The organism is Arthrobacter oryzae (assembly GCF_030812315.1).
In the GTDB taxonomy this organism is placed as follows: domain Bacteria; phylum Actinomycetota; class Actinomycetes; order Actinomycetales; family Micrococcaceae; genus Arthrobacter; species Arthrobacter oryzae_B.
The window spans coordinates 355062-373016 of the sequence record NZ_JAUSSM010000005.1 but is presented as its reverse complement, the minus strand read 5'-3'; the positions used below and the strand labels follow the sequence as shown (position 1 = coordinate 373016).

13 protein-coding genes are annotated in these 17955 nt (G+C 67.4%); 7 read left to right on the top strand and 6 right to left on the bottom strand.

Translation table 11 applies throughout. From position 1 onward, the window contains the following. Window positions 1–17: 17 nt before the first annotated feature. Complete coding sequence (argJ, locus tag J2S97_RS12835) at window positions 18–1184, bottom strand: bifunctional glutamate N-acetyltransferase/amino-acid acetyltransferase ArgJ (protein ID WP_307049952.1); 1167 nt, start codon at window positions 1182–1184, stop codon at window positions 18–20. Then, entirely contained in the window at window positions 1181–2212 is a 1032-nt protein-coding gene (argC, locus tag J2S97_RS12830) for an N-acetyl-gamma-glutamyl-phosphate reductase (RefSeq protein WP_307049949.1), read from the bottom strand. Before argC ends, argJ begins: the two co-directional genes overlap by 4 nt. 185 nt (window positions 2213–2397) lie before the next feature. Here argC and J2S97_RS12825 point away from each other — a divergent pair, with 185 nt between their 5' ends. From J2S97_RS12825 to J2S97_RS12810, 4 genes are all read left to right on the top strand, one after another. Beyond that, entirely contained in the window at window positions 2398–3486 is a 1089-nt protein-coding gene (locus J2S97_RS12825) for a fatty acid desaturase family protein (protein ID WP_307049947.1), read from the top strand. Window positions 3487–3639: 153 nt separating this feature from the next. Next, window positions 3640–4605, top strand: a complete 966-nt coding sequence (locus tag J2S97_RS12820) for a quinone oxidoreductase family protein (protein WP_307049945.1) — start codon at window positions 3640–3642, stop codon at window positions 4603–4605. A gap of 166 nt (window positions 4606–4771) precedes the next feature. After that, a complete protein-coding gene (locus J2S97_RS12815) occupies window positions 4772–8725 on the top strand; it encodes a Pls/PosA family non-ribosomal peptide synthetase (RefSeq protein WP_307050021.1) in 3954 nt (1317 codons plus the stop codon). A 56-nt stretch (window positions 8726–8781) separates the two neighbouring features. Beyond that, window positions 8782–10149: a M1 family metallopeptidase gene (locus tag J2S97_RS12810; protein WP_307049943.1), complete on the top strand. Its 1368-nt coding sequence runs from the start codon at window positions 8782–8784 to the stop codon at window positions 10147–10149. Window positions 10150–10179: 30 nt separating this feature from the next. On the opposite strand, the gene J2S97_RS12805 is transcribed toward J2S97_RS12810, so the two are convergent. From J2S97_RS12805 to pheS, 3 genes are read right to left on the bottom strand one after another with little or no spacing between them, the layout of a single operon-like run. Continuing rightward, window positions 10180–10860 (bottom strand): 4'-phosphopantetheinyl transferase family protein, encoded by a 681-nt coding sequence (locus tag J2S97_RS12805; protein ID WP_307049941.1) that lies wholly within the window; start codon window positions 10858–10860, stop codon window positions 10180–10182. Between the two features lie 30 nt (window positions 10861–10890). Beyond that, window positions 10891–13434 carry a phenylalanine--tRNA ligase subunit beta gene (gene pheT / locus J2S97_RS12800; RefSeq protein ID WP_307049939.1) on the bottom strand — a complete coding sequence of 848 codons (2544 nt, stop codon included), beginning with the start codon at window positions 13432–13434 and terminating at the stop codon, window positions 10891–10893. Between the two features lie 2 nt (window positions 13435–13436). Next, complete coding sequence (gene pheS, locus J2S97_RS12795; RefSeq protein ID WP_307049937.1) at window positions 13437–14498, bottom strand: phenylalanine--tRNA ligase subunit alpha; 1062 nt, start codon at window positions 14496–14498, stop codon at window positions 13437–13439. A gap of 283 nt (window positions 14499–14781) precedes the next feature. Here pheS and J2S97_RS12790 point away from each other — a divergent pair, with 283 nt between their 5' ends. Both J2S97_RS12790 and J2S97_RS12785 read left to right on the top strand, forming a co-directional pair. Continuing rightward, window positions 14782–15303: a DUF4157 domain-containing protein gene (locus J2S97_RS12790; RefSeq protein WP_307049935.1), complete on the top strand. Its 522-nt coding sequence runs from the start codon at window positions 14782–14784 to the stop codon at window positions 15301–15303. A gap of 1 nt (window position 15304) precedes the next feature. Continuing rightward, a complete protein-coding gene (locus J2S97_RS12785) occupies window positions 15305–15949 on the top strand; it encodes an SIMPL domain-containing protein (protein ID WP_307049933.1) in 645 nt (214 codons plus the stop codon). A gap of 45 nt (window positions 15950–15994) precedes the next feature. Here the strand turns inward: J2S97_RS12785 and pcp are convergent, their stop codons facing one another. Beyond that, a complete protein-coding gene (gene pcp / locus J2S97_RS12780; protein ID WP_307049931.1) occupies window positions 15995–16645 on the bottom strand; it encodes a pyroglutamyl-peptidase I in 651 nt (216 codons plus the stop codon). 80 nt (window positions 16646–16725) lie between these two features. Between pcp and J2S97_RS12775 the strand changes: the two genes are divergently transcribed. Next, a complete protein-coding gene (locus tag J2S97_RS12775; protein WP_307049929.1) occupies window positions 16726–17895 on the top strand; it encodes an Rv2578c family radical SAM protein in 1170 nt (389 codons plus the stop codon). Window positions 17896–17955: the final 60 nt, after the last annotated feature.

Sequence of the window (17955 nt, the reverse complement as noted above, 5' to 3'; positions counted from 1 at the left end):
GAGAATGGGTGCGCAGCCTAGCTTGAGTAGGCGCTGTTTTCGTGGACGTAGTCGTGCGTGAGGTCGTTGGTCCAGATCGTGGCTTCGGCCTCTCCGGCCTGCAGGTCGATCCCCACCAGGACTTCGCGGGGCTCCAGGTCCACAAGGCTGCGGTCCTCGCCGATGCTTCCGTTCCGGCAGATCTGCACGCCGTTCATGGAAACGTTCAGCTGGTCCGGTTCGAACACGGCGTCAGTGGTGCCGACGGCCGAGAGTACCCGCCCCCAGTTGGGGTCCTTGCCGAAGATGGCCGCCTTGAAGAGGTTGGAGCGTGCCACGGCCCGGCTCACGATCTCCGCGTCCTTCTCGCTGGCAGCGTTGAAGGTGCGGATAGCGATGTCATGGCTGGCGCCCTCGGCGTCGCCGATCAGCTTGCGGGCCAGTTCGGCGCAGACCTGGGTCAGTCCCGCACCGAAGTCCCGGGCCGAAGGTACGACGCCCGACGCGCCCGAGGCCAGCAGAACCACGGTGTCGTTGGTGGACATGCAGCCGTCCGAGTCCGCCCGGTCAAAGGTGACCCGGGTGGCGTCGCGGAGCACGACGTCGAGCATTTCAGGCTGGACGTCCGCGTCGGTGGTGATGACCACCAGCATGGTGGCCAGCCCGGGAGCAAGCATCCCGGCGCCCTTGGCCATACCGCCGATGGTGTATTCGTTGCCTTCGGCGTCCTTGCCGGTGAAGACGGCTTCCTTGGACACCGAATCCGTGGTCATGATCGCCGTGGCGGCAGCAGGGCCGCCGTCTGCGCTCAGGGCTGACTTTGCTGCGCCGATGGCCGGGATGATCTTGTCCATGGGCAGCTGCTCGCCGATCAGGCCTGTGGAGCAGACAAAAATGTCCGTGGCGGAGACGCCCAGCACTTCGGCGGTCTTTTCCGCCGTGGTGTGGGTGTTCTGGAAGCCCTGCGGGCCGGTGCAGGCGTTGGCGCCGCCGGAGTTGAGGATGACGGCGTCAACGCGGCCGTCCTTGACCACCTGGCGGGACCAGTGGACGGGTGCCGCGGCCACCCGGTTCGAGGTGAACACCGCCGCCGCCGCTTTTGATGGGCCGTCGTTGACCACGAGGGCGAGGTCCGGGTTGCCGGACGCCTTCAGTCCGGCTTTGACGCCGGCGGCGCGGAATCCCTTGGGGGCGGTAACGGTCACGGAGCAACTCCCTGCAGGTTGAGGCCGGCGGTTTCCGCCAGGCCAACGGCGATATTCATGGACTGCACGGCGCCGCCGGCAGTCCCCTTGGTCAGGTTGTCGATGGCGCAGGTGACGATGACGCGGCCGGTGTGGGCGTCGAAGGCCAGCTGCATTACGGCGTGGTTGGAACCCTGCACGGACTTGGTGGCGGGCCACTGCCCCTCGGGGAGCAGGTGCACGAACGGCTCGTCGTCGTAAGCCTCTTCCCACGCGCTGCGCAGCTCCGCTGCCGTGACGCCGGGCTTCACCCGGGCTGTTGCGGTGGTGAGGATGCCGCGGCTCATCGGGGCAAGGGTTGGCGTAAAGGACACCGTCACCGGCTCGCCCGCGGCGTTGCCGAGCCCCTGCTCGATTTCGGGGGTGTGCCGGTGGCCGCCGCCCACGCCGTAGGGGCTCATGGATCCCATGACCTCGGAGCCGATGAGGTTGACCTTCGCGGCTTTCCCGGCACCCGATGTGCCGGACGCGGCGACGATCACGACGTCGTCGGGCTGGAGGAGGCTGCCGGCGAACCCGGGCGTCAGGGCCAGCAGAGCCGACGTCGGGTAGCAGCCCGGTACGGCGATCCGCTTGGCCCCCTTGAGCTTCTCCCGCTGGCCCGGCAGCTCGGGCAGCCCGTAGGGCCACGTTCCGGCGTGCGCAGAACCATAGAACTTCTCCCAGGCGGCGGGATCTTCCAGGCGGTGGTCGGCACCGGCGTCGATCACTACCGTGCCCTCCGGCAGTTGGGCCGCAATCTCGGCGGAGGCTCCGTGCGGAAGTGCCAGGAACACCACGTCGTGGCCCGAGAGGTTCGCCACGGTCGTGTCCTCAAGGATGCGGCTGGACAACCCATGGAGATGCGGCTGCAATTCGCCTAGTCTGGAACCGGCGTTGCTGTGCGCTGTGATGGCGCCGATGGTGACGTCGGGATGTCCGGCCAGGAGCCGAAGCACCTCACCGCCGGCGTAACCGCTCGCACCGGAAACGGCAACAGAAATAGTCATGGAAACGACTATACAGCAAGACTATGCATAGAGGCCGATATTTATGCATGCGATGGGGCCTGCCCGTAATAGCCAGCGCTTCGGGGTTAGGAGGGCCAGCGTATGCTGGAAGAAGGGTGATCTTGACCGTGCGGTCCGAATGTCGGCTGCAGCGTTGCCCGTAACAGTTACGAGGCCCCGAGTCCATGTCCCCCACAATTACTTCGGAGCGCCCCCAGTCGCGTGTCCGGCAGCCCAATGCGGTTGTCTTGAGCTACTCAGAACTCCTGAAGACCGTTAAGGCCGCGGGCCTCCTCGAACGGCGCGTCGGGTTCTACATCACGGTCTTCTCCGTCCTGGTACTCCTGATGACCGCCACCTGGTTCGGTTTCGCGCTCATCGGTGACAGCTGGTTCCAGCTCCTCATCGCCGCCGCCCTGGGCGTCCTGTGCACCCAACTGAGCTTCCTGGCCCACGAGGCCGGGCACCGCCAGATCTTTGCCTCCCGCCGTGCCAACGACTGGGCCGCCAGGCTGCTCGCCACTTCCGTGGCCGGCATGAGCTATTCCTGGTGGGAGCAGAAGCACGGCGCCCACCACAATCACCCGAACGTCATTTCCAAGGACCCTGACATCGCCCCCGGACCCATCGCTTTCCACACCGAAGCTGTTGAAGCCCGGCAGGGACGGTTCTCCTTCCTTACGCGCAAGCAGGGCTGGTTCTTCTTCCCGCTGCTGTTCCTGGTGGGCCTCGGCCTGCAGATCGATTCGGTCAAGTTCATCTTCCGCCGCGCCAAGGTCACGCACCGCTGGGTTGAAATCCCGATCCTCGTGGCACGCCTGAGCCTGCTGCCGGTCCTCACCTTCACCTTCCTGCCCTGGGGCATGGCCCTGGCATTCATCGGCGTCCAGCTCGCCGTCTTCGGTTTCTACATGGGCGCTTCCTTCGCCCCGAACCACAAGGGCATGCCCGTCCTGCCCGCGGACAGCCGCGTGGACTTCTTCAGCCGCCAGGTGCTGACGTCCCGGAACATCTCCGGCGGCCGTTTCATGGACATCCTGCTTGGCGGCCTCAACCGCCAGGCCGAGCATCACCTCTTCCCCGACATGGCCCGCCCGCAGCTGGACAAGGCCGCCGTGATTGTCCGGGAGTTCTGCGCCAAGCACCAGGTCCCCTACACGGAGACCACGTTGCTGCAGTCCTACGGCATCATCGTCCGCTACCTCAATGACGTAGGGCTCTCCGCCGGCCGCCACTTCGAATGCCCCATGGCTACCGTCACCCGCCGCTACTAGGCACCCCCGCCTGCCAGGCAGGCACACCTCCGCAATCCACGTTTGACCCGAAGTGACGGCCGGTTACCGGCCGTCACTTCGTCGTTGGCAGCGGTATCCCTAGGATGGACCCAGTATCCGGGCCTGGAAATCCCAGCCCAGGGAAGGAGACATATGATGCATGCAATCGTCGCCCGCCAGGCGGGCGGTCCGGACGTCCTGGAACTGGCCGAGGTTGAGCGGCCCGTCCCCGGTCCCCGCCAGATTCTGGTCAAGGTCGCCGCCACCGGCGTGAACTTCATCGACACCTACAAGCGCAGCGGCACCTACAAGGTGTCGTATCCGTTCACTCCGGGGTCCGAGGCAGCCGGAACGGTGGAGGAAGTGGGAGACGGGGTAACGGTGTTCTCCCTCGGAGACCGGGTGGCCACCGCTGAAGGCACCAACTGCTATGCCGGCTACATCCTCATCGACGAGGACAAGGCACTCCCTGTCCCCCGCGGCGTCGACGACTTCACTGCGGCCGCACTGCCGCTCCAGGGGATCACCGCGCACTACCTGATCAACTCCTCTTTCCGCGTCGAACCGGCCCACACCATACTGGTCCACGCCGGCGCCGGCGGCGTGGGGCTGCTGATGATCCAGCTGCTCAAGGCGAAGGGCGCCCGCGTCATCACCACCGTCTCCACCGACGAGAAGGAGAAGCTGGCCCGCGAAGCCGGTGCCGACCATGTACTGCGCTACGAAGGCTTTTCCGCCCGGGTCCGGGAGCTGACCGACGGAACCGGCGCGGACGCGGTGTACGACGGCGTCGGGAAGGACACTTTCGACGGTTCCCTGGCTGCCCTGCGTGTCCGCGGCACGCTGGTGCTGTTCGGTGCCGCCTCCGGGCCGGTTCCGCCGTTCGATCCGCAGCGGCTAAACGCCGGCGGCTCCCTGTACCTGACCCGGCCGACCATAAGCCACTTCCTGCGCAACGCCCAGGAACGCCGCTGGCGCTCCGACGAGATCTTCGCGGCCGCCGCCAACGGCAGCCTCAAGGTCCTGATCGGCGGACGCTACGACCTGGCGAAGGCAGCCCAGGCGCACGACGACCTCGAACAGCGCCGCACCACCGGCAAGGTCATCCTGGTCCCCTGACCCGTCAGGAGAGGGCCGGTCGAGGGGCCGGCAAAAGGGTAGGCAGAGCGGGTCCGGTAAACGCGGCACAAACGCCGGGCAAACCCCCGGCGAACTGCGACACCTTCTGTTCATCTTGAGCGGAAAGAATCACCCCGTGACTGAACTACCGCTAGCTCCCGGATCCGTGCCCGCGCCGGAGACCGGCCCCGATGCACGTCCGGCGGTCCGGAACGTGTATCTGCCGCAACTCCCGGGCGCCGCTGCCGCGCCGCCGGAGCGGACGCTGATCGACATCCTCCAGGAGACGGCCAGGACGTATCCGGAGGCCTCGGCCCTGGACGACGGCCACCGGCGGCTGAGCTATGCACAGCTGATGGCCGAGGTCCGGGCAACGGCGCGTGAGCTGCATCAGGCGGGCCTCGGGGCCGGCGACAAGATCGGCGTCCGCATCCCTTCCGGCACCAACAGGCTCTACGTCTCCATCCTGGCGATCCTGCTGATCGGGGCCGCCTACGTCCCGGTGGATGCTGATGACCCCGACGAACGTGCAAGGCTGGTATTCAGCGAAGCCCGTGTGGCGGCCATCTTGAAGACCGATGGCGAGATCGCCACAAAAGAGAAGCGGCCACAGCCGTTTCCGGAGCCGCGAATGCCGTTGCCCGGTGACGATTCCTGGGTGATCTTCACCTCAGGCTCCACCGGCACTCCCAAGGGGGTCGCGGTTCAGCACCGGTCCTCGGCAGCGTTTGTGGACGCCGAGGCGCGGATCTTCCTGCGGGACGAACCCATTGGCCCCCAGGACCGGGTCCTGGCCGGGCTGTCCGTGGCATTCGACGCTTCCTGCGAAGAGATGTGGCTGGCCTGGCGCTACGGCGCATGCCTCGTCCCCGCTCCCCGGTCGCTGGTCCGGACCGGAATGGACCTCGGTCCGTGGCTGATCAGCCACGGGATTACGGTGGTTTCGACCGTTCCCACCCTTGCCGCGCTCTGGCCTGCCGAAGCCCTGGAAAACGTGCGGCTGCTGATTTTCGGCGGCGAGGCCTGTCCCCCGGAGCTTGCGGAGCGCCTCGCCGTGGACGGCCGTGAAGTGTGGAACACCTACGGCCCTACGGAAGCCACCGTGGTGGCGTGCGCGGCGCCGCTGGGCCTGCCCGGTCCCGTCCGGATCGGCCTCCCCCTGGACGGCTGGGACCTTGCCGTAGTTGATGCGGGCGGCGTTCCGGTGGCAGAGGGCGAAGTGGGCGAGCTGATCATCGGTGGCGTGGGTCTGGCCCGGTACCTCGACCCCGCCAAGGATGCGGAAAAGTACGCGCCGATGCCGTCCCTTGGCTGGGCCCGGGCATACCGCTCCGGCGACCTGGTCCGCTATGAACCGGAGGGCCTGGTCTTCATGGGACGCGCCGATGAGCAGGTGAAGCTCGGGGGCCGGCGGATTGAACTCGGCGAGATCGACGCTGCGCTGCAGGCACTGCCGGGTGTCGCCGGCGCGGCGGCCGCTGTCCGCACGACGGCGGCCGGTAACCAAATCCTGGTGGGCTACCTTGCGCCTTCGGGCACCGCGGATGTTGACCTCACCGGCGCCCGTGAACTGCTGGCGGCCAGCCTTCCGGCAGCGCTCATACCCCTTCTGACGGTGGTGGAATCGCTGCCCACCAAGACAAGCGGAAAAGTGGACCGCCACTCCCTGCCCTGGCCGCTGGCCGGAGCAGGGGCGGCTGATGCGGACAATGCCCCGCTGAACCTGCCGGACGACGCCAGCTGGATTGTCGAACAGTGGGGCAGCGTCCTGGGGACACCGGCGTCGACCCTGGATGCGGACTTCTTCGCCCACGGCGGCGGATCCCTTGCCGCCGCGCAGCTCGTCTCCGCATTGCGGGTCCGCTACCCCACCATCACCGTGGCTGACATCTACGCCACTCCCCGGGTAGGCGCGCTGATCGACGCAGCCCGTCAATCCCTGCCTGAAGGCATAGCCGGGCCTGCGCCCGAGCGGGAAGTCCGTCCCACAGCCCTGAAATCGCAGATTTTCCAGACGCTGATGGGCGTCCCCCTGCACATCCTCGTGGGGATGCGCTGGCTCACCTATGTGATAGCAGCCAACAACCTCCTCGCGGCCTTTGCCGGGTTCGCGGCCGCTCCCGTGGTTTCGTGGTGGTGGGTAGCTGTCTCCTGGCTGGTGTTCGTCAGCCCTGCAGGCCGGATGGCCATCTCCGTCCTGGCCGCCAGGACCCTGCTCCGGAACGTGGTCCCCGGAACCTATCCACGGTCCGGCAAGGTGCACCTGCGCCTGTGGCTGGCCGAGCAGATCCAGGACCTGTCCGGCGCCATCAGCCTGGCCAGCGCGCCCTGGGTTCCCTACTACGCGAAAGCCCTAGGGGCGAAGATCGGCGATGACGTGCAGCTGCATTCGCTGCCGCCGGTCACCGGCATGCTGTCGTTGGGGCGGGGCTGCAACATCGAACCGGAGGTGGATCTCTCCGGGTGGTGGATCGACGGCGATACCGTCCACATCGGCTCCGTCCACGTCGGGGCCGGCGCCACCGTAGGCGCACGCAGTACGCTCATGCCCGGTACAAGCATAGGAGCTGGCGGCCAGGTGGAACCGGGATCGGCCGTGCTCGGGAAGGTGAAGGCCGGGCAGCTGGTGGCAGGCTCCCCCGCCGAGCGGATCGGCAAGGCCAAGCACGCCTGGCCGGAGACGCCGACCGTCCATCCGCTGATCGGCAGGCTCTGGTTCGGGGCGTTTGCGGCGGCCTCCGCCGTGCTGGCCACCATTCCCTACGTGTCCGCTTTCGCGGGGGCGTTCGTGGTGTTCCTGTTCATCCGCGGCCACGAATCCCTCTCGGCGGCAGCTCCCCAGGTCCTTGCCTCGCTGCCGCTGGCGGCGCTGTCCTGGTTCGTCACCAATCTCCTGCTGATCCTCGGCACGACCCGCCTGCTGGGCGTGGGGCTCACGGAGGGCTACTTCCGTGTGCGGAGCCGGATCGGCTGGCAGGTCTGGGCTACTGAACGGGTGCTGGACCTGGCCCGCGATGTCCTGTTTCCCATTTACGCCAGCCTTTTCACCCCGGTCTGGCTGCGGTTGCTCGGAGCCAAGGTGGGCAAGAACGTGGAGGCGTCCACTGTCCTGCTGCTCCCGAAGATGACAACCGTGGGCGAGGGCGCTTTCCTCGCGGACGACACCATGGTTGCCTCGTACGAACTTGGCGGCGGGTGGATGCGGATTGCCCCGGCAAAGATCGGCAAGCGTTCCTTCCTCGGCAACTCGGGGATGACAGGTGCGGGGCGGAGCGTCCCCAAGAACTCCCTGGTGGCCGTCCTCTCGGCAACCCCGGCAAAGGCCAAATCCGGCACTTCCTGGCTGGGCAGCCCTCCGGTCCGGCTGCGGCGCACCGCCATCGCCACCGACAACACCCTGACCTACCAGCCGCCCCTGCGGCTGAAGCTGGCGCGCGCCCTGTGGGAGCTTTGCCGGTTCATTCCGGTGGTGCTCACGGTGGGCCTGGCCGCCGGCGTGATGCTCGCCTTTGACTGGCTCGCCACGCTGTCCGGTTACGCGGTGGCAGCCCTGCTGGGCGGCCTCGTGATCCTTGCAGCAGGTGCTGTTGCCGCGGCCAGTGCCGTTGCGGCCAAATGGCTGCTGGTGGGCAGGATCAAGGCAGGCGAACATGCCCTGTGGAGTTCATTCATCTGGCGGAACGAGGTGGTGGATACCTTCATCGAAATGGTCAGCGCGCCGTGGTTCGCCCGGTCGGCTTCGGGAACACCGGCCCTTGTGTGGTGGCTGCGGGGCCTGGGTGCCAAGATCGGCCGTGGCACGTGGTGCGAGAGTTACTGGCTGCCCGAAGCGGATCTTGTGACGCTGGGAGAGAGTTCTACGGTCAACCGGGGCTGCGTGGTCCAGACGCACCTGTTCCACGACCGCATCATGAGCATTGACACTGTTACGCTCGAAGACGGAGCCACGATGGGACCGCACGGCGTCATCCTTCCGCGGGCACGCATCGCGAGGGGCGGCACGGTGGGGCCGGCATCCCTGGTCATGCGCGGGGAAACCGTTCCCGCCGCGACCTATTGGATGGGCAATCCGGTCAGCCCGTGGGCAGGCCCGGCAGTGCCGGCCCCGAGGCTCAAGTAGCTCCAGCACGACATGTCCCCCGGATCCGCACCGTACGCAATACGAAGGCCCGCTCAATGAGTTTTGCAGCAACATCCAGCCCCGACGGCGTGCGGCGGCCGGACGAGCCGTCAGGATCCCCGGATCCCTACGTCCCGGGGCACGGCACGAACGCCTACCGGGTCACGAGGTACGAACTGGACCTGGACTACAAACTGGCCAGCAACCGGCTGAACGGCCGGGCAGTCCTGCACGCAGAGGCGGACCGGGCTGCGTCGGCCGTCGTCCTGGACCTTGCGGGAATGCGCGCCGTCAAAATTTCGCTCAACGGGAAACGCGTGCGGAAATTCAGCCAGCGCGCTGAGCAGCTGGTGGTGGTCCCCGACGCCGCCCTGCTGCCGGGAGACCGCTTCACCCTGGACATCAGGTATGAGGGAAATCCGGCTCCCCGCCGCGGATTGTGGGGCGAAGTGGGCTGGGAGGAACTCACCGACGGAGTGCTGGTGGCGGGCCAGCCCAACGGCGCCGCGTCCTGGTTTCCGTGCAACGACCACCCGCAGCACAAAGCCAGCTACAGGATCGCAGTGACCACGGACGTCAATTACCGTGCCGTCTGCAACGGACTGCTGATCTCCCGCAGGACCGGGTCCAGCCGTGAGACCTGGACGTACGAACAGGACGAACCGATGTCGACCTACCTGGCCACTGTTCAGATTGGCCGGTACGACGTCCTGACCCTGGATACAACGCCCGTTCCCGGCAGCGTCCCCCAGCATGTCGCGGTGCCCGGCGCCCTGGCAGACGCCGCGCGCCGCGGCCTGGCCCGCCAGCCGGAGATGATGCGGACGTTCGTCAACAGCTTCGGCCCCTATCCCTTCCAGGAGTACACCGTGGTGGTGGCGGAGGACGAGCTCGAAATACCCCTCGAAGCCCAGACGCTCTCAATCTTTGGCCCCAACCATCTCAACACCGACTGGGAATCGCAGCGGCTGATCGCCCACGAGCTGTCCCACCAGTGGTTCGGCAATTCACTGACCGTGGCTGCCTGGAGCGACATCTGGCTGCATGAAGGGTTCGCCTGCTACGCGGAGTGGCTCTGGTCCGAGGCGGCCGGTGTCATGAGCGTCGCGGACCGCGCCGCGGCCGCCTGGCGGAAGCTCGCCGCCGGGAGCCAGGACATCGTGGTTGGCGACCCCGGGCCTGAGCTGATGTTCGATGACCGGGTGTACAAGCGCGGCGCCCTCGCGCTGCACGCGCTGCGGAACCGGTGCGGCGACCTCGCCTTTTTCGCGCTGCTGCACGACTGGGCGGCTAACAACCGACACGCCTCGGTCTCCACCGCCGGGTTCATCCAGACCGCGGACCGCGTGGCCGGAATCGATTCGGAAGCGCTGCTCCATCCCTGGCTGTTCGAAGAGGCACTTCCGGCCCTGCCGGTCCGCTAGCTGCCTGAGGACATCCAAGTAGGGCGGGCGTCACCCGACGGCGACGGCGGCCACCAGGTCGTCCGGCAGCCCTGACGCGGGGGCGGCCAGGTCCGTGACACCGGGCCGGTCAAGCACGTCAAGCGTCTCGGGCGGCCGTCTGAGGCCCTCGCCTGTCATCTTGAGGAAGGCCTCCTTCCGCGCCCACAGCCGGGCGCGGGCGCGCAGGAGGTTGTCCTCCCGCAGCGAAGCCACAGCCCGGCGTTCCGCCGGCGTCAGCGCCACTGCGTCGAAGCCGTCAAAGTCCAGCCCCAGCGGATCCTCGACGTCGACGCCCAGCCGCTGCCCGGGCTCGGGTGCCGTCACGGCGGCCAGCAAGGTCCATCCTGCTGCCCGCGACAGGCTCAGCAGCAGGGGTGCCGGCGCTCCCTCAAGAGCGTAACCGGGCCTCCCGTGGGTGATGCCCGGACCGCTGCCGCACTGCGGGCAACTGTAGCTGGCGGTCAGGTCCTGTGCGCGCACTTCCAGCAGTTCTGCAGCGAACCGGCGCTGGGCCATCCTTGCGGCCAGGAAGTCCTGCCGTGGCAGGGGCATCATGGCGCGGGCGCGCTCCAGCTCCGGCGGGTCCAGGAACTGCAGGGCTTCGCGTTCCAGCTCCGCTGCAGCCGGTGCTGGATCCTGCCCGGGTACACGGAAGGGCGGGCAGGCACGCACAACAAGCTCTGATGCCATGACCCGCCCTTCCGGTCTTGCGCTGGACACTTAGCGCTGGACGGCTCCGAAGCGCTCGGCAGCCACGGCGACGGCGCTCTCGCGGGCGGCAGACGCCTCGTCTGCCGTGAGCGTCCGGTCCGCGGCACGGAAGCGGAGCCCGAAGGCCAGCGACTTCTTGCCGTCCTCGATGCCCTTTCCTGAGTACACGTCAAACAGTGCCACGTCTTCGAGCAGCTCGCCGGCGCCTTCGCGGAGGGCGGCCAGGACGTCGTCGGCCGGGATTTCCTGGGGAACCACCAGGGCAACGTCCTGTGTGGCCACCGGGAACCCGGAGATGTGCTTCGCCACAATGACGTCTGCTGCCGCTTCGAACAGGGCGTCGGCGTTGAACTCGAGCGCCACCGAACGTGCCGGCATGTCGTGCGCGGCCAGCAGCTTGGGGTGCAGTTCCCCGGCGTAGCCAACAACCTCGCCCGAACGCAGGGCCAGCTGGGCCGCGCGTCCGGGGTGGTAGGCCTGGTGGTGGCCCTGGCTGACCACGATTTCGACGCCGAGGACGTCTCCGGCCAGGCGGGCAATGTCCACGGCGTCGGCCCAGTCCCAGGCACGCGGCGTGTGGGCTGCGGCAGCGGGCGAGTCGTGGCCTGTCAGGACCGCTGCGATGTGCAGCGGCTGGTCCGGAACGCCGTCGTACAGGGCATCCAGCACCTCGTCGGAGGGCTTGACGCCGAGCGGCGGGATGGACGGGGTCCCCACGGTCTCACCCGGCAGGAACACCAGGCCGGCCTCGAAGACCGCCAGGTCGCGGAAGCCGCGTGAGTGGTTGCGCTTGGCCACCTCGATCAGGCCGGGGAGGATGGAGGTCCGCAGGTAGCCCTGTTCCTCGCTGATCGGGTTGGCCAGCTTGACGGCTTTGCGGGCGGATCCCTGCCCGGCCACGCCGAAGGTGTCGTTGGCAGCCTTGGACACGAACGGGTAGGCCAGGACCTCGGTGAGCCCCGCATCGGCCAGGGCCTGGACCAGGCGACGGCGCTGCTGCTGCACTCGGGTGAGGCCGCGTCCGGGGGGCGCCACGGGAAGCGTGGCGGGGATGTTGTCGTAGCCCACCAGCCGGGCGATTTCCTCGGAAAGGTCTTCCTTGGTTTCGAGGTCGTTCCGCCAGCTTGGGGCAGTGACGGTCCAGCCGGCGTCGTTCTTCACCACGGCAGCGCCGAGGTCCTCGAGCGAGGTGACGATCTGCTCGTCGGTGAAGTCGATGCCGATCCGCGCTGCGGCGAAAGCAGCCGGCAGCTCGATGGTCACGGCGTCGGGCGCAGTGCCGACGTCGGTGCCGGCGTCGTCGGCAGTGCCGCCGGCCAGCTCGACCAGGAGGTCAACCACCCGCTGCGCGGCAATGCCCGCAACCTGCCAGTCAACGCCGCGTTCGAACCGCTTGGACGCTTCGGAGGGCAGCTTGTGCCGCCTGCGTGACCGGGCAATCGACACCTCGTCGAAGTGTGCCGCCTCAACCAGGACGTTCGTGGTGGAATCAGAGACTTCGGTGGCGGCACCGCCCATAACGCCGGCGATGCCGATCGCTCCGGAGCTGTCCGTGATGAGGAGGTCCTCGACGTCGAGCTTGCGCTCCTTGTCGTCCAGGGTGGTGATCTTCTCCCCCGCCACGGCGCGCCGGACCACGATGTCACCGGAGAGTTTGTCCAGGTCGTAGCAGTGCGTGGGCTGGCCTAGTTCCAGCATGACGTAGTTCGAGATGTCCACTGGGAGGGAGATGGAGCGGATGCCGGCAAGCCGGAGGCGTGAAACCATCCACAGCGGCGTCGGTTTCGTTGCGTCCACGCCACGGACGGTGCGGGCCACGAAGCGGTCGCAGCCGGGCTTGCCGTAGATCGGGGCGTCGTCGTTGAGCTTGACGCCATAGCCGCCGGCCAGTTCAGCCGGTGCCTGCACCTTTGCCGCCGGGTCCGTGAAGGACGTTCCGGTGGCGTGGGCGTATTCGCGGGCAACGCCGCGGATGGAGAACGCGTAGCCACGGTCCGGCGTCACGTTGATCTCGGCAGCCTGGTCATAGAGACCGAGCAGTTCCATGGCGTCGGTGCCAATTTCCGGGTCCAGGCCGATCCTGGACAGCACCAGGATGCCGTCGTGGTCCTCGCCGATGCCGAGTTCGCGGACGGAGGCGATCATGCCTGCGGACAGGTGGCCGTAGGTCTTGCGGGCGGAAATGTGGAAGTCTCCGGGCAGCACGGCCCCGGGAAGGGTGACTACGACTTTGTCCCCTTCCACGAAGTTGTGGGCTCCGCAGATGATGCCCTGGACACCGGAGGGGTCAATGCCCTTGCCGGTGAGGGTCTGCTCCTGGCCCTCGGGGACCACGCGGACCTGGCACCAGTTGATGGTCTTGCCGTTGGTCTGCGGCTCCTTGACCAGGCTCAGGACCTGGCCCACCACGATGGGACCGCTGAGCGCGTCAGTGGGGCGGTGGACCGCCTCTTCTTCAAAACCGACCTTGACCAGTTCGGCCATCACGTCTTCGGCCGTTGCGCCGGCCGGTACCTGCGCGAACTCACGCAGCCAGGAAAGTGGGATACGCACTGTTAGATCTCCATCCCGAAGTGCTCGCTGAAACGTACATCGCCTTCGATCATGTCGCGCATGTCGCCCACCTCGTTGCGGAACATAAGGGTGCGCTCGATGCCCATGCCGAAGGCAAAACCTGAATAGATGTCCGGATCGATGCCGGCGGCCCGAAGGACGTTGGGGTTGACCATGCCGCAGCCGCCCCATTCAATCCAGCGGGGACCGCCCTTGGCGCCGGGGTGCCAGATATCCAGCTCCGCGGACGGCTCAGTGAACGGGAAGTAGTTGGGCCGAAGGCGGATCTGAGCCTCATCACCGAACATCTGACGGGCAAAGTGCTCCAGCGTTCCGCGGAGGTCCGCCATGCTGAGCTTCTTGTCGATGGCCAGGCCCTCGAACTGGTGGAACACCGGCGTGTGCGTGGCGTCCAGTTCGTCGGTGCGGAACACCTTGCCCGGGCACAGCACGTAGATCGGCACTTCGCGTTCCAGCATGGAGCGCACCTGTACCGGGGAGGTGTGGGTGCGCATCAGGAGGTGGGCCTCGGGAGGCTCCACGAAGAAGGTGTCCTGCATTTCGCGGGCAGGGTGGTCCGGCTTGAAGTTCAAAGCGTCGAAGTTGAACCACTCGGATTCGACCTCGGGGCCTTCGGCGATTTCCCAGCCCATCCCGACGAAGATGTCCGCCACACGGTCCTGCAACGTGGACAGCGGGTGGCGCGCACCGGCACGGCGGCGGCGCGGGGCGGCGGTGACGTCGACGGTCTCCTCGACGAGGATCCGTGCATCATTTTCGGCTTCCAGCTCGGCGGTGCGGTCCGCGAGCGCCTTGTTGACGCGACCGCGGGAGGCACCCATAAGTTTTCCGGCGGCGGCCTTCTGGTCCTTCGCCAGGCCGCCGATTTCACGGTTGGCGAGGCTCAGCGGCGACTTCTCCCCGGTGTGCGCAAGCCGCACGGCCTTGAGCTCATCGAGCGAGGAGGCGGCGGCAATGGCGGCTACGGCGTGGTCTACGGCGGCAGTAATGGCGGCTTCATCCAGAGGGTTCGGGATGGCAGCGCCCGGCAAAGTTTCAGTCATCTACTGTTCTTAGCTACGAGTCGGGTATCGCCAGCGAGCTGTCCAGCTGCATTCGGGTCCACCGGCAGCGTGTCCGTCACTGACTTGTCTTTCCGCGCGGCCGTTTTCAGCGGACGCGTGAAGTGACAAAGGGCAGGGCTCGCCGGAATTCGTCCGGCGGGCACTCTCCCCCAGTCTAGTTGAAGGCGCCCGGCTGAACGTGCCACAGGGCTCAAGGTGACGGTACTGCCGGGCGAAGCGGCGGGCGGGAGCGGGGATCATCGCCTCCCGCTACCATGGCCTCATGACCTCCGGACAGCGGCTGCGGCAGATAGCCAATGCCTTGAATGCGTCGACGCTTCTGGGCCTTCTGCTGGCTTGGTGTGCCCGCACGGACGTCCGCACCGGCCCCCGAGGCCTGCTGGTCGCCACGGGCTGGCGGTGGAGGCTCCCCTTTGCACAGGCATTCACCGTGGGAAACGTGGTGCTGTTCCGTGCCGAGGCGCCGGAGGCCCTGTCCAATCCGGTACTGCTCAGCCACGAGGAACGGCACAGCAGCCAATATGCCTGGTGCTGTGGGCTGCCGTTCCTGCCGCTGTACTTCATCGCCGCCGGCTGGTCGCAGCTGCGGACGGGAAACCCGGGGTCGGCAAACTTCTTCGAACGGCTGGCGGGACTGGAGGCCGGCGGATACGTGGATATGCCCACCCGTGAAACGGACCAACACCGCACGGACCAACACCACACGGACCAACGCCGAACGGGAAAACGACGCAGGGACAAACGCCGAACGGGCAACCCTGCCCACGATGGAATCGAGGCATGACATGACCGAAATCGCCAGGACCATCACGGTGACGGGCTCGGGGACTGCTGAGGCGGTGCCTGACCTCCTGACTGTTTCCATCGGCGTCGAGTGCCGCCGGGAGGACGTCGGCGCCGCGTACGCGGCCGCCGGCAGGGCTTCGGCCGCGATTTCGGCGGTACTGCGGGAGCACGGTGTGGGCGACCCCGACATCGGCACTTCCGGCCTCAACGTTCGCGCCGACGTCGTCTGGAAGGAAGGCCAAGGCCAGACCGTGGCGGGGTATGTGGCCTCAAGCACCCTGGCCGTCCGCCTGCGGGATGTCTCCGGCTCCTCGGAGGTCATCGCCAAGGCGGTGGCCGCCGGCGGCAACGACGTCAGGCTGAACGGGCTGGACCTCGGCTTCGCGGACCCGGCCGCCGTCACGGCACAGGCACGCGAAGCCGCCTGGCAGGATGCCTTGGCCACCGCCGGGCAGTTCGCGTCCCTGGCGGGCGCTGACCTCGGTCCGGTGGTCTCCGTCACCCAGCAGCCCGCACCCCCGGGACCGATCCCCGTGGCGAAAATGCAGCGCGCCATGGCCACGGATTCCGTAGGGATCGAGGCCGGGCAGTCGAGCGTCTCGGCAACGGTCGGCGTTGTCTGGGAGCTCCGCGAACCCAGCTAGCGGCCCCACCGGCGGGCGCCCGCGGCCGGCTGGTGGACGGTACCGCTAGTGGACGGTACCGGCGGACAGCTTGATGTCCGCCGTCGTGGACAAGGCAGTGCGGACGACGACGGCGAGCGCCTCCGCCATCACGGCGACAGGCAGCGACGGCGTACCGCTGCCCTTGGGCACCTGCTGCGTCCCATACGGGACATGGATGAAGCCGCCCCGCGTTGCGGGCGCGCCAGGCCCCGTGTTCAGCGAGTGCATCAGGGCGTAGAAGATGTGGTTGCAGACGTACGTGCCGGCGCTTTGGGAGACCTCGGCCGGGATCCCGGCCGCACGCAAGGCCTCGAGCGCCGCCTTCACTGGCAGCGAGCTGAAATAGGCCGCCGGTCCCCCGGGGACCACTTCCTCGTCCACGGGTCGGTTTCCGGCATTGTCCGGGATACGGGCGTCGTCGCAGTTGATGGCGACCCGCTCCAGCGAGATCCTCGGCCGCCCGCCGGCCTGGCCGACGCAGATCACGAGCTCCGGGCGATGGCGCTGCAGTGCTTCCTCCAGCACCGTGACGGACTGCCCGAAAACGCACGGCAGTTCCACAGCAGCAACGGAGTGGCCTTCACCCTGCAGGATTCCGGTGGCCGCCTTCGCGGCGGTCCAGGACGGGTTGGTTGCCTCCCCGCCGAAGGGTTCGAACCCGGTCAGGAGAATCATGGCCCCAGCGTAGCAACAGCGGCTGCACCCGGGCGTCAGGGCTCTTGACTTAAATTCGAACATACCTTCGAATGGTAACCATGAGATGGGACGCACAAGCACTCCGGCCGGCGACTGCAGACAACACTGCGAGCAACGCAACAGCAGCCGCCCCAGCCGTTGACGCGTTGCTGCCGCTGGCCGGGCTTGTGCGTTCCGTCTCTACCCCCGAATTCGCCGGCGTCACTTTCCACGAGGTCACCGCCAAATCGGTGCTCAACAAAGTGGCCGCCGGTTCCCGCATGCCCTTCGAATGGACCGTCAATCCCTATCGCGGCTGCAGCCACGCCTGCGTTTATTGCTTTGCCCGCAAAAGCCATACCTACCTGGACTTTGATGCCGGCCTGGATTTTGACAGCCAGGTGGTGGTCAAAATCAACGCCGCCGAAGTCCTGCGGAAGGAACTTGCCAAACCGTCCTGGGGCCACCACCACGTCGCCCTGGGCACCAACACGGATCCGTACCAGCGCGCTGAGGGCCGCTACCAGCTGATGCCCGGCATCATCGGCGCGCTTGCCGATTCAGGAACGCCGTTGTCCATCCTCACCAAGGGGACCCTGCTGGCCAGGGACATCCCGCTGCTGAAGCACGCCGCCGCACAGGTGCCGGTGGGGATCGGGATTTCGCTGGCCATGACTGACGAACAGTTGTCCGAGGCAGTCGAGCCCGGCACGCCGGGGCCGCGGGCGCGGCTCAAGCTCGTCTCGAGGCTCCGCGAAGCCGGTTTGCCGTGCGGCGTCATGGCCATGCCTATCCTGCCCTGGCTTTCCGACAGCGACGAAGCACTGGACTCCCTCTTCGGCTCCCTCGCTGCGGCAGGCGCCACGGGTGTCACGGCGGGCGCCCTTTACCTGAAGCCGGGTACGCGAGAATGGTTTATGCAGTGGATCGCTGCCCGCCACCCCGAACTGGCGGGCCGTTACCGCCGGCTGTACGGCACCGGTTCCTACGCGTCCAAGGAGTACCGCGAATGGCTCGCGGGGCGGATCCGCTACTTCAAGTCCCGGCACGGTTTTGCCGGTTCGCACGGCTTCAGCCACCGTGACCTGGCCCAGGATCCCCGGGAAGAAGAAGCGCAGTATCCCGCCGGGAGCATGCCCGAAGTGGGAACGGGCCCCGGGAGAACACCGGGCCCCCGGGGCGCCGCAGCAACGGCTGGCAGCGCAGGCCATGCCTCGACTGAGGATTCCGCCCAGCCCACGCTGTTCTGACGCTCGGGTCTGACGCTCGGCGAATGAGTCCGCAGGTAGCAGCCCTCGGATCCCGGGCGG

Coding starts and splice junctions, on each gene's coding strand:
- J2S97_RS12810 (WP_307049943.1), top strand. CDS start 8,782: ATGAGTTTTGCAGCAACATCCAGCCCCGACGGCGTGCGGCGGCCGGAC.
- J2S97_RS12825 (WP_307049947.1), top strand. CDS start 2,398: ATGTCCCCCACAATTACTTCGGAGCGCCCCCAGTCGCGTGTCCGGCAG.
- J2S97_RS12775 (WP_307049929.1), top strand. CDS start 16,726: ATGAGATGGGACGCACAAGCACTCCGGCCGGCGACTGCAGACAACACT.
- pcp (WP_307049931.1), bottom strand. CDS start 16,645: ATGATTCTCCTGACCGGGTTCGAACCCTTCGGCGGGGAGGCAACCAAC.
- J2S97_RS12785 (WP_307049933.1), top strand. CDS start 15,305: ATGACCGAAATCGCCAGGACCATCACGGTGACGGGCTCGGGGACTGCT.
- J2S97_RS12805 (WP_307049941.1), bottom strand. CDS start 10,860: ATGGCATCAGAGCTTGTTGTGCGTGCCTGCCCGCCCTTCCGTGTACCC.
- J2S97_RS12790 (WP_307049935.1), top strand. CDS start 14,782: ATGACCTCCGGACAGCGGCTGCGGCAGATAGCCAATGCCTTGAATGCG.
- argC (WP_307049949.1), bottom strand. CDS start 2,212: ATGACTATTTCTGTTGCCGTTTCCGGTGCGAGCGGTTACGCCGGCGGT.
- pheS (WP_307049937.1), bottom strand. CDS start 14,498: ATGACTGAAACTTTGCCGGGCGCTGCCATCCCGAACCCTCTGGATGAA.
- J2S97_RS12820 (WP_307049945.1), top strand. CDS start 3,640: ATGATGCATGCAATCGTCGCCCGCCAGGCGGGCGGTCCGGACGTCCTG.